The organism is Nonomuraea sp. ATR24, assembly GCF_041950485.1.
GTDB lineage: Bacteria > Actinomycetota > Actinomycetes > Streptosporangiales > Streptosporangiaceae > Nonomuraea > Nonomuraea ceibae.
The window spans coordinates 19,118-33,118 of record NZ_JBGNUU010000031.1; the positions used below are offsets into that span (position 1 = coordinate 19,118).

Annotated in this window: 14 protein-coding genes; 8 read left to right on the top strand and 6 right to left on the bottom strand. The window is 72.9% G+C overall.

Translation table 11 applies throughout. The features are described from left to right. Positions 1–12 precede the first annotated feature (12 nt). A complete protein-coding gene (locus tag ACBI99_RS42290) occupies positions 13–2,601 on the top strand; it encodes an NACHT domain-containing protein (protein ID WP_375075030.1) in 2,589 nt (862 codons plus the stop codon). On the opposite strand, the gene ACBI99_RS42295 is transcribed toward ACBI99_RS42290, so the two are convergent. Together ACBI99_RS42295 and ACBI99_RS42300 are read right to left on the bottom strand one after the other, a co-directional pair. Further along, entirely contained in the window at positions 2,582–3,754 is a 1,173-nt protein-coding gene (locus ACBI99_RS42295; RefSeq protein ID WP_375075031.1) for a trypsin-like serine peptidase, read from the bottom strand. The genes ACBI99_RS42290 and ACBI99_RS42295 overlap by 20 nt on opposite strands. 56 nt (positions 3,755–3,810) lie before the next feature. Then, on the bottom strand, positions 3,811–4,782 hold the full coding sequence (locus tag ACBI99_RS42300; RefSeq protein WP_219509870.1) for a serine protease: 972 nt from the start codon (positions 4,780–4,782) through the stop codon (positions 3,811–3,813). A 187-nt stretch (positions 4,783–4,969) separates the two neighbouring features. Here ACBI99_RS42300 and dxr point away from each other — a divergent pair, with 187 nt between their 5' ends. Genes dxr through ACBI99_RS42315 form a run of 3 tightly spaced genes read left to right on the top strand, consistent with a single transcriptional unit; the run spans position 4,970 to position 7,805 of the window. Continuing rightward, positions 4,970–6,160 carry a 1-deoxy-D-xylulose-5-phosphate reductoisomerase gene (gene dxr, locus ACBI99_RS42305; RefSeq protein ID WP_308125987.1) on the top strand — a complete coding sequence of 397 codons (1,191 nt, stop codon included), beginning with the start codon at positions 4,970–4,972 and terminating at the stop codon, positions 6,158–6,160. Positions 6,161–6,201: 41 nt separating this feature from the next. Next, complete coding sequence (ispG, locus tag ACBI99_RS42310) at positions 6,202–7,371, top strand: flavodoxin-dependent (E)-4-hydroxy-3-methylbut-2-enyl-diphosphate synthase (RefSeq protein WP_219509868.1); 1,170 nt, start codon at positions 6,202–6,204, stop codon at positions 7,369–7,371. Continuing rightward, on the top strand, positions 7,371–7,805 hold the full coding sequence (locus ACBI99_RS42315; RefSeq protein WP_219509867.1) for a cytidine deaminase: 435 nt from the start codon (positions 7,371–7,373) through the stop codon (positions 7,803–7,805). The genes ispG and ACBI99_RS42315 overlap by 1 nt, the downstream gene beginning before the upstream one ends. Here ACBI99_RS42315 and ACBI99_RS42320 read toward each other — a convergent pair. Further along, positions 7,800–8,633: a MarR family transcriptional regulator gene (locus ACBI99_RS42320; RefSeq protein WP_219509866.1), complete on the bottom strand. Its 834-nt coding sequence runs from the start codon at positions 8,631–8,633 to the stop codon at positions 7,800–7,802. The two genes, ACBI99_RS42315 and ACBI99_RS42320, sit on opposite strands and share 6 nt — an antisense overlap. Positions 8,634–8,736: 103 nt before the next feature. Between ACBI99_RS42320 and ACBI99_RS42325 the strand changes: the two genes are divergently transcribed. The 3 genes from ACBI99_RS42325 to ACBI99_RS42335 all read left to right on the top strand — a co-directional run bounded on the left by ACBI99_RS42325 (position 8,737) and on the right by ACBI99_RS42335 (position 11,932). Further along, entirely contained in the window at positions 8,737–9,381 is a 645-nt protein-coding gene (locus ACBI99_RS42325) for a hemerythrin domain-containing protein (protein ID WP_246646010.1), read from the top strand. Positions 9,382–9,475: 94 nt separating this feature from the next. Beyond that, positions 9,476–11,053: an alpha/beta hydrolase gene (locus ACBI99_RS42330; RefSeq protein ID WP_308125986.1), complete on the top strand. Its 1,578-nt coding sequence runs from the start codon at positions 9,476–9,478 to the stop codon at positions 11,051–11,053. Between the two features lie 36 nt (positions 11,054–11,089). Then, positions 11,090–11,932 (top strand): GNAT family N-acetyltransferase, encoded by an 843-nt coding sequence (locus ACBI99_RS42335; protein ID WP_219509891.1) that lies wholly within the window; start codon positions 11,090–11,092, stop codon positions 11,930–11,932. On the opposite strand, the gene ACBI99_RS42340 is transcribed toward ACBI99_RS42335, so the two are convergent. Further along, positions 11,913–12,221, bottom strand: coding sequence for a hypothetical protein (locus ACBI99_RS42340; protein WP_219509864.1), 309 nt, complete (start codon positions 12,219–12,221; stop codon positions 11,913–11,915). The genes ACBI99_RS42335 and ACBI99_RS42340 overlap by 20 nt on opposite strands. 64 nt (positions 12,222–12,285) lie before the next feature. Here ACBI99_RS42340 and ACBI99_RS42345 point away from each other — a divergent pair, with 64 nt between their 5' ends. Further along, on the top strand, positions 12,286–12,675 hold the full coding sequence (locus ACBI99_RS42345) for a GntR family transcriptional regulator (protein WP_375075032.1): 390 nt from the start codon (positions 12,286–12,288) through the stop codon (positions 12,673–12,675). 4 nt (positions 12,676–12,679) lie between these two features. On the opposite strand, the gene ACBI99_RS42350 is transcribed toward ACBI99_RS42345, so the two are convergent. Further along, on the bottom strand, positions 12,680–13,057 hold the full coding sequence (locus ACBI99_RS42350) for a DUF3037 domain-containing protein (protein WP_219509860.1): 378 nt from the start codon (positions 13,055–13,057) through the stop codon (positions 12,680–12,682). Next, positions 13,054–13,857, bottom strand: coding sequence for a HipA family kinase (locus ACBI99_RS42355; RefSeq protein WP_219509858.1), 804 nt, complete (start codon positions 13,855–13,857; stop codon positions 13,054–13,056). The genes ACBI99_RS42350 and ACBI99_RS42355 overlap by 4 nt, the downstream gene beginning before the upstream one ends. Between the last annotated feature and the right edge of the window lie 144 nt (positions 13,858–14,001).

A 14,001-nucleotide genomic window follows, 5' to 3' on the forward strand; every position in this document is an offset into this window, starting at 1 on the left:
CGGCGATGCTGCATGGGGGACAAATACCGGTACATCGATGCTGTCCGATTACTCGGCGGCGCTGATCCGGCGCTCGAAGCGCTGGTCAGCACCGGAACCGTCGCGCTCCTGCCCGTAGCGGGGGTGATGGAGGCCCGTGGGGCGCTGGTCAAACTCGGGGCCGAGCTGCTGGGACGCTGGCGCGAATGGCGTCCCGGCAGCACCTGGCGCTCCCGTACCGACAGGTTCGAGGCCGCGCACGCCGTGCTCGTCGTCACCGCCTACGTCGAGGCCGTCGACACGCTCGACCTGCCGTTCGCGCCCGGCGAGCTGCACGCGGGCGAGGGCGGCGGGCGGCACTACTGGGAGCTGGCCGCGCCGCTGTGCCCCTCGCCGCACACCTCCTTCGACGAGACCGTGGCGGTCGTGCGCGGCTACTACCTCGGGCTCGGCCAGCAGTTGCTCGCCCACGTCAGGGAGCTGGGCCTGTGGGAGCGGCTCGGCGACCACGACCGGCAGTGGACCGCCGCCGCCTACGGGGACGAGCTGGCCGAGATGGCCGTGCTCCGCTACACCGACCGCTTCCGCACGCTGGCGAGGGACGTGCCGGAGTTCGCGTTCTGGGCGGGCATCGCCGACCACCAGCCGAGCCTGCCCGGCATGGCCGAGCTGGAGCGGCTCATCTCGCTCGTCGCCACCGGCGAGCCGCTGCCCGAGCGGGCCGCCGCGCTCGACCGGCTGCACCAGGCGGCGCTCGTCCGGCCCATCGCCGAGACCGGCGCCCTGCCGATCGGCCTGCGGCTGCCGACGCTCGCGCAGGCGTACGTGACCCCGCAGTTCAGGGCGGCGCGGATCGCGCCCGGCGACGACCCGAGCGGCGACGCCTGGTGGGAGGGGCACCCGATCCGCTCCGACCTGCCCGTGTTCCTGGCCGGGTTCCTGACCTCGTCGGCGGCGGCCGAGGCGCCCCTCCTCGTGCTCGGCCAGCCCGGCTCCGGCAAGTCGGTGCTGAGCAAGGTGCTCGCCGCCCGCCTGCGCGACGCGCCGTTCCTGCCGATACGGGTGCCGCTGCGTGAAGTGTCGGCCGGAGCGGGCATCCAGGAGCAGATCGAGGAGGCCGTCCACCACCTGAGCGGCGAACGCCAGGACTGGCCGGCCATCGCCAGGTCGGCCGGCGGCGCGCTGCCCGTGATCATCCTGGACGGGTTCGACGAGCTGCTCCAGGCCACCGGCGTGCGCCAGTCGGACTACCTGATGAAGGTCGCCAGGTTCCAGCACGAGGAGGCCGACGCCGGGCGGGCCGTCGCCGTCGTCGTCACCTCGCGCACCGCCGTCGCCAACCGTGCCGGGCTGCCCGAGGGCACCGTGGTCACCCGGCTGGAGCCGTTCGGCCCCGACGCCACCCGGCGCTGGCTCGAGGTGTGGAACGCCGTCAACGCCGACTACTTCCCGGCCGCCGGGCTGGAGCCGTTCACCCTGGACGTGGCCATGACCCAGCGGCACCTGGCGGGCTCACCGCTGCTGCTGCTCATGCTGGCCTTCTACGACGCCGACGGCAACGCGCTGCGCCGCGAACCGGGCACCCTCGGGCAGGCCGAGCTGTACGAGCGGCTGATGACCCGCTACGCCGAACGCGCGCTGGAGAAGCTCCACCCGCGCGAGCAGGTGGCCAGGCAGGTGGAGCTGGAGCTGCTGCGGCTGTCGTTCGTCGCCTCCTCCATGTTCAACCGGGGACGGCAGTGGGCCACGGTCGAGGAGGTCGACGCCGACCTGGAGGTGCTGCTGCCCGAACGGCGGCGCGAGCCCGCGCCGGTCCGGCGGCACGGCGGCGGGCACGAGGCCGTGGCCAGGTCCTTCTTCGTGCACCGCGCCCAGGTCGTGCGCGACGGCGAGGTGCTGCACACCTTCGAGTTCCTGCACGCGACGTTCGGCGAGTTCCTCATCGCCAGGCTCGTCGCCTCGCTGCTGCGCGAGCTGGTCGCCCAGGAGTCGAGCCTGGTGCTCACCGGCGTGCACGACGGGCTGCTGCGCACCGTGCTGTCCTGGGCGACGCTGGCCTCACGGCTGCCCGTGGTCTCGTTCCTCCAGGAGCTGGCCGACGACCCCGACCGGTGGCGGGCGGTGGTGCTGCGGCTGTTCCGGGAGCTGGACGCGCGCGAGGACTCCGCCATCGCCGCCTACCGGCCGTGGATCGCCGGGCCGCAGCGCCGATACGCCTACTACTCGGCCAACCTCATGGTGCTCGCCCTCGTGTGCGCCCCCGAGCTGCGGGCCAGCGAGTTCATGCCCGGACACGAGGACGTGGTGACCGAGTGGCGCAGCTACGCCCTGCTGTGGCGCTCGCAGTGCGCGCTCGCCGAATGGCAGAGCTTGGTGGACCTGGTCGCCGTGCGCCCGGTCTGGTCGCAGGACGACCTGCGGGAGCTGCACCTGAAGCTGTCGCTGCCCGACCTGTGGGAGCCCGCGCCGTACAGCTGGTCGTGGGCCGGGATGGACAAGCTCCTGACGATCGCGCAGCTCCGTCGCCAGATCATGTTCTCGGCCCTGCCCGACGAGGGCGCGCTGCTCGCCCTCTACGTCGACGACCTGCGCCGCCCGGAGGTCAGGCGCGCTCCGCCGTGAGGAACAGCTTCCTGGCCGCCTCGCCCAGGAACGGGCCGTACATGGTGCGCTGGTCGTTGCTGTACTTGAAGCTGCTCAGGGACGTGATCGTGCCCTTGCCGGTGGCGCTGTCGAACCCCGACATCCACGGCCCGCCGCTGGAGCCCGCCGTCATGTCGCAGCCCAGCCCCTGGTCGTGGGTGTCGCCGTAGGGGTCGTCACGCAGCTTGCCGGCGCAGTAGACCAGGTGGCTGCCGTCGTAGGGCGGGTCGGCCGGGTAGCCGAAGCCGAACGCGTGGCCGCCGCGCTTGGCGTTGAAGGCGATCTCCTGCGTGCCCACGACGTCGGCGACGTGCTTGCCGCCGGACGTGGCCAGCGCCACCATGCCGACGTCGTAGCTGTCGTCGGCGCTGCGCGACCACGGGCCCGCCACGAACATGCGGCGCGCCGTCCACTGCCCGTACGGCTTGCGGCCCGAGGTGCCGTAGGCGGGGACGAACGTCCAGTTCTGCGCCCAGGCGCCGGTGCCGTCCTTGACGCAGTGGCCGGCGGTGAGGACGACGTCGCGGTTGGCGCTGCGCACGGTGCTGGCCGAGCAGACGAAGTCGACGCCCGACATGGTGAGGAAGACCCGGCCGGTGGTCCTGGCCACCGCGCCGCCGACGGCCCACCGGGAGCCGGAGGTGGTGGCCAGCGGGCGGGACGACTGGTGCTGCGGGCGCGGCTTGACGGGGGCCAGCTCGATCGAGCGGTTGGCCAGCTGGGGCGCGGCGCCGAGGCCCGTGCCCCCGGTCAGGCCGTTGAGCGTGCCGGTGAGGTTGCTGGAGCTGGTGAGGTCGGTGAGGTCCTTCTTCAGCTCCGTCACGCCGAGGCCCTTGGTTCCGCCGGACTCCTTGGCGTCGGTGAGGCCGCCCAGCAGGCCGCCCTGGGTGACCAGGCCGAGCAGGCTGATCGGCAGCGCCTTGGACATGCGCTGCGGGGTCCAGTAGTCGAGCACCCGGCGCTGGTCGGCCGGGCCGCGGGCGGCGACGTGCTCGACGATGTCGCCGTGCGCCGCGGCGGGGACGGCGACCTGGCGGCCGGGGTGCTGCTCGGGGGCGGCGCCGATCAGCGCGGGCCCCAGGAGTCCGGCGACCAGGGGCGCGGCCGCCAGCACGGGGGTGGTCAGCGTCATGCCCCCCGAGTGTGCACCACGAGATGTGTTCTTGTGACTACTTTCGGTAAATTACCTCAGGTCGTGGCGGTGTTCTGGGCGGCCTCGTAGACGGATTGGGCTTCCGTCCCGAAATAGGGGCCGAACATCCAATTGGGGGCGAAGCTGTATTTGAAGCTGTTGACCGAGTTCTGCGTGCCGAGACCGGTCGCCTCGTTGAAATTCAGCATCCACGGACCGCCGCTCGCACCGCCGGTCATGTCGCACGTCAGGCCGAGGTCCTGGCTCAGCAGGAAGTCGTCGAAGGCCCGGCCGCTGCAGTAGACGAGCGCGGACCCGTCGTACGGCGCCGCCGCCGGGTAGCCGAACGCGTACATCTGCCGGCGCCTGGGCTGGTTGAACGCGACGCCCTGGCCGCCCACCACGTCGGTCAGCGAGCGCCCCTCCAGGGGCGCGACCACGGCGGCGGCGACGTCGAAGTTGATGTCCTCGGTGGCGTTCCACTCCTGGGTGGTCAGCAGCCGGGTGGCCGGCCAGGTGCCGAACGGCCGCTGCCCGGCGTCGTAGCCCGGGACGAAGACCCAGTTCGTGTGGAAGGCGCCGCCCATCTTCACGCAGTGCCCGGCGGTCAGCACGACGCTCTTGTTGGCGCTGGTCACGGCGCTGCCCGAGCAGGAGGCGTTGCGCCCCTGGGTGGTGAAGAACACCCGGCCGGCGGCCTTGGCGACCACGCCGCCGCCGGTCCACGGGCGGCCGCCGCTGTTGGGCGCCTGCCGCAGCTGCACGCCGGAGGCGCCGGTGGGCGGGGCGGTCCACGGGGCGCCCTCGGTCGGCTTGCCGGCGGTGGCGGCGGCCTTGGCGTGCGGCGCTGCCACGTCGAGCGGCCGGGCCGCGGCCATCCTGGCCGGTGTCCAGTAGTCGAGGACGGCCTGCCGCTCGCGGTCGGAGTCGGCCGCCGCCCGTTGCGCGGGCCTGGGCTCCGCGTGCGCGGGCGCGGCCGGGAGCAGGGCGAGGGTCAAAGCGGCGAGCAGGGTGACTCCGCGGTGCATTTGTCTACCTCCCGGGACCGGATCTCGGGTTGGAAGGTAACTGCGCAATATCGCGATTTCTCGGCTTATGCGGATTCGGATATGGGGATATTCCGGCATTTGCGTACTGGGTGCTCTGGGGTCACTCCGGTTGACCACCTGGGCCTCCCGGTGCCCGCGCGGGCCGGGCGGAGGGGACAATGGATCCGTGCATGAACAGTCCCTCCGCTCCGTGGTCGTGCTCGGCTCCACCGGCTCCGTCGGCACGCAGGCCCTCGACGTCATCGCCGCCTGCCCCGGCCGCTTCCGGGTCGCGGCGCTCGCCGCAGGAGGAGGCAAGGTCGACCTCCTCGCCCGGCAGGCCGCCGAGACCGGGGCGGAGGCCGTCGCCGTGGCCGACCCCGCCGCCGTGCCCGCCCTGAAGGAGGCGCTGGCCGCGCTCGGCGCCGCCCCCGAGGTGCTCGCCGGCCCCGACGGCGTCGCGGAGCTCGCCGCCCGGCCGTGCGACACCGTGCTCAACGGCATCAACGGCGCGCTCGGCCTCACCTCCACGCTCGTCGCGCTGGAGGCCGGGCGCACGCTCGCGCTGGCCAACAAGGAGTCCCTGATCATCGGCGGCCCGCTGGTCAAGCGGCTGGCCAAGCCCGGCCAGATCCTGCCCGTCGACTCCGAGCACTCCGCCCTGCAGCAGTGCCTGTGGGCCTCCGGGCCGCACGGCTACGACCCCGACGCGGTCAGGCGGCTGGTCGTCACCGCGAGCGGCGGGCCGTTCCGCGGCCGGACCCGCGCGGAGATGACCGACGTCACGCCCGAGATGGCGCTGGCCCACCCCACCTGGTCCATGGGCCCCATGATCACCATCAACTCGGCGACCCTGGTCAACAAGGGCCTGGAGGTGATCGAGGCCCACCTGCTGTTCGACATCGGCTTCGACCGCATCGAGGTCGTCGTCCACCCGCAGTCGATCATCCACTCCATGGTGGAGTACGTCGACGGCTCGACCATCGCCCAGGCCAGCCCGCCCGACATGCGGCTGCCGATCGCGCTCGCGCTCGGCCACCCCGAGCGCGTCACCGGCGCCGCCCGGCCCGTCGACTGGACCAGGGCCCACACCTGGACCTTCGAGCCGCTCGACGACGCCGCCTTCCCCGCCGTGGCGCTGGCCAGGCACGTGGGCGCCGAGGGCGGCACCGCCCCGGCCGTCTACAACGCGGCCAACGAGGCGTGCCTGGAGGCGTTCATCGGCGGCCGGCTGCCGTTCCTGGCGATCGTCGACACCGTCGCCCGCGTCGTGGACGAGCACGAGGTCACCCCGGCCGGCTCGGTCGAGGAGGTGCTCGCCGCCGACGCCTGGGCCCGCGCCCGCGCGGCGGAGCTCGCGGCCGGGCAGTCCCGCTAGCTACCTAAACTGGACAACGTCGTCGACACTCAAGGGTTGAAATGTCTTCTGTAGCACTCGGCATCCCGACGCTCCGCCCCAAGCCGCTCGCCGAACGCCGCCACTCCCGGCAGATCATGGTCGGCAGCGTGCCCGTCGGCGGCGACGCACCCGTCTCCGTGCAGTCGATGACCACCACGGTGACCGCCGACGTCAACGCGACCCTGCAGCAGATCGCCGAGCTCACCGCCTCCGGCTGCCAGATCGTCCGCGTCGCCGTGCCGTCCCAGGACGACGCCGACGCGCTGCCGATCATCGCCAGGAAGTCGCAGATCCCGGTCATCGCCGACATCCACTTCCAGCCCAAGTACGTCTTCGCCGCCATCGAGGCGGGCTGCGCGGCCGTCCGGGTCAACCCGGGCAACATCAAGAAGTTCGACGACAAGGTCGGCGAGATCGCCAAGGCCGCGGCCGACCACGGCGTGCCGATCCGCATCGGCGTCAACGCCGGCTCCCTCGACCCCCGGCTGCTGCAGAAGTACGGCAAGGCCACGCCCGAGGCGCTGGTGGAGTCGGCGCTGTGGGAGTGCTCGCTGTTCGAGGAGCACGGCTTCCGCGACATCAAGATCTCGGTCAAGCACAACGACCCCGTCGTCATGATCAACGCCTACCGGCTGCTGGCCGCCAAGTGCGACTACCCGCTGCACCTGGGCGTCACCGAGGCCGGGCCGGCCTTCCAGGGCACGATCAAGTCCGCCGTCGCGTTCGGCGCGCTGCTGGCCGAGGGCATCGGCGACACCATCCGCGTCTCCCTGTCGGCGCCGCCGGTCGAGGAGGTCAAGGTCGGCAACCAGATCCTGGAGTCGCTCGGCCTGCGCGAGCGCGGCCTGGAGATCGTCTCCTGCCCGTCGTGCGGGCGCGCCCAGGTCGACGTCTACACGCTGGCCGAGCAGGTCCAGGCCGGGCTGGAGGGCCTGAAGGTGCCGCTGCGGGTCGCGGTCATGGGCTGCGTCGTCAACGGCCCCGGCGAGGCCCGCGAGGCCGACCTGGGCGTCGCCTCCGGCAACGGCAAGGGCCAGATCTTCGTCAAGGGCGAGGTCATCAAGACCGTGCCGGAGTCGCAGATCGTCGAGACCCTGATCGAGGAGGCGCTGCGCCTGGCCGAGGAGATGGGCGTCGAGGTCGACCTGGACGACGACGAGAGCTCGGGCGTGCAGGTGACGGTCGGCTGATGCGGCTCGACCAGCAGCTCGTCGACGCGGCCGTCGCCCAGCTCGAACGCCGGTGGCCGGCCGGCGAGGAGGGCGGCGCCGCCGCTGTTTACCTCGACGACGGCCGCATCCTCACCAGCGTCGGGCTCGACAACCTCAACGGCGGCGTGTCGCTGTGCCACGAGACCGGCGCGCTGTGCCAGGCCTACACGCTCGACGCGAAGGTCACCGCCTCCGTCTGCGTCTTCCGGGAGGGCGACGCGCTGCTCGTGCTGCCGCCCTGCGGCGTCTGCCAGGAGCGGCTGGCGCTGTGGGGGCCCGGCGTCGAGGTCGGCGTGCCCGACGGGGCAGGCGGCTGGCGCGCGCTCACGCTGCGCGAGGTCAACCCCCACTACTGGGGGCCGCAGTTCACCCCCGACGGCTCCTGGCCCACCAAGGAGATGCACTCCTCATGACGTGAGGAGCTTGCCGAGCAGCGCTCGCAGCTCCTCTGTCGCCTCCGTGCCGAGCAGGGCGCGGACGTCCTCGCGCAGCCGCGCCGCCGCGTCGCGCACCACGACCAGCCGTTCGCGGCCCAGGGGCGTCAGCTCCAGCGCGTAGCGGCGGCGGTCGCGCGGGTCCTGGCCCCGGGCCACCAGGCCGAGCCGCACCAGCTCGTCGACGATCTGGGCGGCCGTCGGCTCGGAGACGTGCATGCGCTCGGCGAGCGCCTGCTGGGGGCAGGGGCCGAGCTCCTCGATCGCGGCGAGCGAGCCGAAGTGCCGGGTGCGCAGGCCCACGTCGGCCAGCAGCGCGTCGCCCATGCGCCGCAGCCGGTAGTGCGCCTGCGCCACCAGGTAGGCGGTCGTCCGCAGCGGCTCCGGCTCCGGGAGCAGCAGGCTCAGGAGCTCGTCGAGCCGCCGCCGCTCGGCCGGGGTCAGCGCGGCCGTGATGCGCGCGTCGTGCTCGGCGACCGCCTGCCGCATCGCGTCGCGGGCCGCCCGGCCCTCGGGGGTGATCGACAGCACGTACGAGCGCCGGTTGGCGGGGTTGCGCGTGCGGGTCACGTACCCGGAGTCCTGGAGCCGGTCGATCAGGCGGACCATGATCGTCCTGTTGATGCCGAGCCGTTCCGCGAGGTCGTGCTGGGAGCCGGCGTCCTGGTCGGCGAGCGTGTCGAGGACCACGTAGTCGCGCGAGGCCGGGTCGGCGTCCAGCGCCTCGGCGGTGAAGCGCGCATACACCCTGCGCAGCAGCGCTCCGACGGAGCCGCGCAGCGTCTCCGAGAGAGTCCCTTCCGTCACCGATCACACCTCCGGGCGGCAGCTTACCCGAGACCTGTGATGGTTAGGTGGAGTGTTAGTTAGCTTGTTGACGATTAATCTGTGGATGGTTATGGTCGCTGACATGGCACTCGACTTCACGATGATGAACGCGATGCACGACGCGCTGCGGCGGGAGCTGGAACGGCTCGCCAGGGTCGCCGCCCGGGCGGGGGACGAGCCCCGCCGGGTCCTCGCCGCCGGGGCGGGGTGGTCGCTGTTCAAGAGGTTCCTGACCGTCCACCACGCCGCCGAGGATGAGGCGCTGTGGCCCCCCATGCGCGCCGCGCTCGCCGCACGCCCCGACGACCTCCTGCTGCTCGACGCCATGGAGGCCGAGCACGCCGCCATCGACCCGCTGCTCGGCGCCGTGGACGCCGCGCTGGCCGACCGCGACCACGGCGCCGAGCGGCTGGCCGGCCTGATCGACGAGCTCGCCACCGGCCTGCGCGGCCACCTGCGCCACGAGGAGGCCGACGGGCTCGCCCTCGTCGACGCGGTGCTGACCGCCGAGCAGTGGGCCGGGTTCGGCGCGGCGCACCGCCGCAGGATCGGCCACGACGACACCACCTACCTGCCGTGGGTCCTCGACGGGCGCGCCGACGAGGCCGCCGCGAGCATCCTCGACGGCATGCCCGACGAGGTTCGCGCCGCCTACCGCGACGACTGGCGGCCCGCCTTTGACCGCCTCGACCTCTACGCCCAGGAGCGATCACTCACCACGGAGTGATCACAGGATGGCAAGTATTTCTCCATACCCACCGTCACCGGGCGGCTACGTACGGGAGCATTCCCTTCGCCTATGAAGTGGGGGAGGGGACCGGGTGAAACGGTTCGTGGGGTTGGTCGCCGGTGCGGCGACGCTGGTCGTCGGGGTGGCGCCGGTCGCGGTGACCGCCGAGGTGCGGCAGGCCGCCGCCGCCGACAGGGTCAGATGGGAGAAGTGCCCGGCCGCCGAGCGCAAGACGGCCGCGGCGGCCACGATGGAGTGCGGCACCGTACGCGTGCCGCTCGACTACCGGGAGCCGTGGGGACAGTCGATCCAGCTGTCGATCAACCGGATCAAGGCCAAGGTGCCGCGTGACGGCAACCACCTGGGCACGCTGCTCGTCAACCCGGGCGGGCCGGGGGCGTCCGGGCGCACCCTCGCGCAGTACGTCGCCGCCGTGCTGCCCGCCGGCGTGCGCGACCGCTACGACGTGGTCGGCTTCGACCCGCGCGGCGTCGGCGCCAGCCGGCCGGCGATGCGCTGCGTCGACCCGGAGACCTACTACCGGGCGCCCCGGCCCGACGCGGTGCCCCGCACCGCCGCCGAGGAGCAGGTGCTGCTCGGCCGGGCCGCCGAGTACGCCAACCGGTGCGGCGACTTCTGGTCGTGGCTGCTGCCCCACATGACCACCGAGAACGTGGCCAGGGACCTCGACGGCATCCGCGCCGCGCTCGGCGAGAAGCAGATCAGCTACCTCGGCTACTCCTACGGCACCTACATCGGCGCCGTGTACGCCACGCTGTTCCCCAGCCGGGTCAAGCGCCTCGTCATGGACAGCTCGGTCGACCCCGACGGCGTCTGGTACGCCAACAACCTGGCCCAGGATCGCGCCTTCCAGCGCAGGCACCGCGCCTTCCTCGACTGGACGGCCCGGCACAACTCGGTCTACCGGCTCGGCCGCACCGCCCGGCAGACCGGGTTCGCCTGGAACGCGATGCGCGCCCGGCTGCACGACCGGCCGGCGGGCGGGGTGGTCGGGGCCAGCGAGCTCGACGACACCTTCACCGTGGGCGGCTACAGCGACCGCGTGTGGCCCGAGCTCGCCGCCGCCTGGTCGGCGTACGTGCGCAAGGGCGACACCAAGCCGCTGCTCGCCGCGTACGAGAAGCACGGCAAGAACGACGCCGCCGACGAGAACGGCTACGCCGTCTACCTGGCCATCCAGTGCCGCGACGCCGCCTGGCCGCGCGACTGGGCCACCTGGCATGCCGACATGACCCGGATGCACCGCCACGCGCCGTTCCTGACCTGGCCGAACGCCTGGTTCAACGCGCCGTGCAAGTTCTGGCCGGTGCCCGGCGGCACCCCCGTCAAGGTGCACGGCTCGTGGCGGCTGCCGCCGGTCCTGATGATCCAGTCGCGCGACGACGCCGCCACCCCGTACGCGGGCGCGATGTCGATGAAGCGGCACTTCGCCACCGCGCGCATGGTCGTCGACACCGGCGGCAACCACGGCGTCTCGCTGGGCGGCAACCAGTGCGTCGACCGCCACCTCGCCGCGTACCTGGCCGACGGCACCCTGCCCGCCGACGGGGCCACCTGCCGGGCCGTGCCGGAGCCCCGTCCGGCCGCCCACATGCTGTCAGGCGGGACGGGAGGTCACGAAAGGCTCACCGAGGCGCTGTCCAGATGAGCTAATCCAGGGGTGTTCGCGTAGTCTGACCATGTGATGCTGCGTACATCGGCGTCGCGCGTCCTCGACGACAGCGACCGGGACGAGGTGCTCGCGCTGCTCGACACCGACCCGGTCGCGAACGTCTTCGTCGCCTCCCGGGTGCGCAGCGTCGGGCTCAACCCGGCGCGGCTCGGCGGGCAGATGTGGGGCTTCGGGCCGCGCGGCGCCATCGCCTCGCTCTGCTATGCCGGAGCCAACCTGGTGCCGGTCGCCGCCGGGCCCGAGGCGGTGCACGCGTTCGCCGACCGGGCACGCAAGCAGGGGCGGCGCTGCTCGTCCATCGTGGGCCCGGTCGACGCGGTGTCGCTGCTGTGGGAGCGGCTGGAGCCGCACTGGGGCCCGGCCCGCGCCATCCGCTGGGCCCAGCCCGTCATGGCGACCTCGCAGCGGCCTCCCGTGCTGTCCGACCCGCTGGTGCGGCGGGTGCGGCCCGACGAGTTCGAGACGCTGCTGCCGGCGTGCGTCGCGATGTTCACCGAGGAGGTGGGCATCTCGCCCAACCTCGGCGACGGCGGCGCCCTCTACCGCACCCGGGTGGCCGAGCTGATCCGCATCGGCCGCTCCTACGCCCGCATCGAGAACGGCCGGGTGGCGTTCAAGGCCGAGATCGGCGCCGTCACCCCGCAGGCGTGCCAGATCCAGGGCGTCTGGGTGCACCCCGAGCTGCGCGGCCGCGGCCTCGCCGTGGCGGGCATGGCCGCCGTCGTCGAAGCCTCCCTCGCCTGCTTCGCGCCCGTCGTCTCGCTGTACGTCAACGACTACAACCACGCGGCGCGGGCCGTCTACCGCAAGGTCGGCTTCCGCGAGGTCGACACGTTCATGTCCGTGCTGTTCTGAGCCGCGCCGCCGTCTCCTCGACGAGCTGGGTGAGGATCGACGCGTAACCGGGGCACTCGTCGAGCAGCTCGTCCAGCCGAGCCCGCCAGGCGCCCGATTCGAGCAGCGGCGTCACCTTCCGCCCGTCGGACTGCAGCCGCAGCCGCGTCTCGGCGAGCTGGAGCTCGTACATCACGCCCAGATAGCGGCCGATCGCCTCGCTGAGCCACCAGTAGGTCTCCGTGCCGGCCGCGGCCACGAAGACGCGCGCGCCCTCCCAGGCCACCCGCCGGGGATGCAGGACCGCCATAAACGGGATGCTACGCCTCGTCTCAGGATACGAGAATGGTCTTGCGCGGAAGGAAGGGAAGATCGTGCCGGAGCCGAGAGCGACGTGGAAGGTCGGGGTGGACGTCTACGCCACCGAGGAGCAGGCCAGGGAGCTGCAGAAGCGGATCGAGCTGCTGCTCTGCCCCGAGCCCGAGCACGCCGGGCCGTGCCCCGTCCCGTGGTCGTCGTGGCGCCATCCGGGCGGCGGCGGCGACGGCGGCGACGGCGGCCTCGCCGAGCAGTACGTGCTGGAGCGCCTGCGCGAGCGCGTCGTGACCGGCGGCGAGACCCGGCTGCCGTCCCGCCCCGCCCTGCGGAAGGAGTACGGGGTCGGCCGGGCGGCCGTGGACCGGGCGATCCGCAAACTGGAGGAGGCCGGGCTGGTCGAGACCGTCAGGGGGCGCGGCACGTTCGCCGTGCGCCGGCCCGCCTGACCCCTCAGAGGCGGACGAGCTTGCCGAACAGCCGGTCGAGCTCGGCCTCCGGATCGCCCGTGAGTCCCGCGTGCACCGGGCCGGTCTGCACGATCGTGCTGCGCGGCGCCGTCAGCCAGCGGAACCGCCCGCCCAGCGACTCGCGCGCCAGCGGGCCCGAGTCCTCGCCGCACGCCAGCTCGTACGCGCCCAGCGCCTGCTCGACGCAGCCCACGTCGGCGGCCGGGTCGAGCGCGCGCAGCCGGGCCGCGTCGAGCTCGACGCGGGCGCACAGGTAGGCGCGCGGCTGGCAGTAGAGGAGCACGCCGGCGTTGATCTGCTCGCCGCGCTCCACCCTCGGCACCACGCGGATGATCGCGTACTCGTAGACGTCCCTGGTCACGCGCGGCCTCCTCGCCAGAACTCGCCGACCGAGCCGGGGCCGGGGCGGACCGTCGCGGGCTCGCCGCGCACCAGCCACGCGCGCGGGCCGTGCGCGCGCTGGAGCAGATGCTCCACGTACGCGTCGCGGACGGCCTGCGCGGAGGCGAAGCCGGGCTCGTCGTCGAGCCAGTCGTCGGGCACCAGGGCGGTCACCGCTTCGAGCAGGTCACGGGTGACGCGCTCGTGCAGGGCGACCCGGCCGAGGTCGCCCGCGAACGGCGCCAGCACGTGGTCACCGGCGTCGAACGGGCGCTGCGGGTCGGCGCCCTTCCAGTTGTGGTGGAACCAGAGCGCGGCGCCGTGGTCGATGAGCCAGATGTCGCGGTGCCAGAGCAGCAGGTTGGGGTTGCGCCAGCTCCGGTCGACGTTGTGGATCAGGCCGTCGAACCAGATCAGGTCGGCGGCGAACGCCGGATCGGGCTGCCAGGCAAGCGGCTCGAAGCCGAGCGCGCCCGGCAGGAAGTCGACCGCCAGGTTGCGGCCGGTGCTGGCGTTGAGCAGGTCCTGCACCTCTTCGTCCGGCTCGCGGACGCCGAGCTGCGGGTCGAGGTCGATGACCTTCAGCTCGGGGGTGCGGAAGCCGAGGCGGCGGGCCAGCTCGCCGGAGATGATCTCCGCGACGAGCACCCGGCGGCCCTGGCCTGCTTCACGAAATTTCACGACATAGGTGCCGAGGTCGTCGGCCTCGACCACCCCCGGCAGCGAGCCGCCCTCGCGCAGCGGCGTCACGTAACGCGTCGCCGCGATCTCTTCCAGCACGCCCCCGAGGCTATCGCGCCCCGTGGGATGCCCTGTGGCAGCCCGTGGCAGCCCGTGGCAGCCCCGACGCCCCGGGCTTCCCGATTGTGAGGCGGCTCAGGGCGAGTACGCGAGGCTTATCTCACCCCTGTCATAATGGCGGGC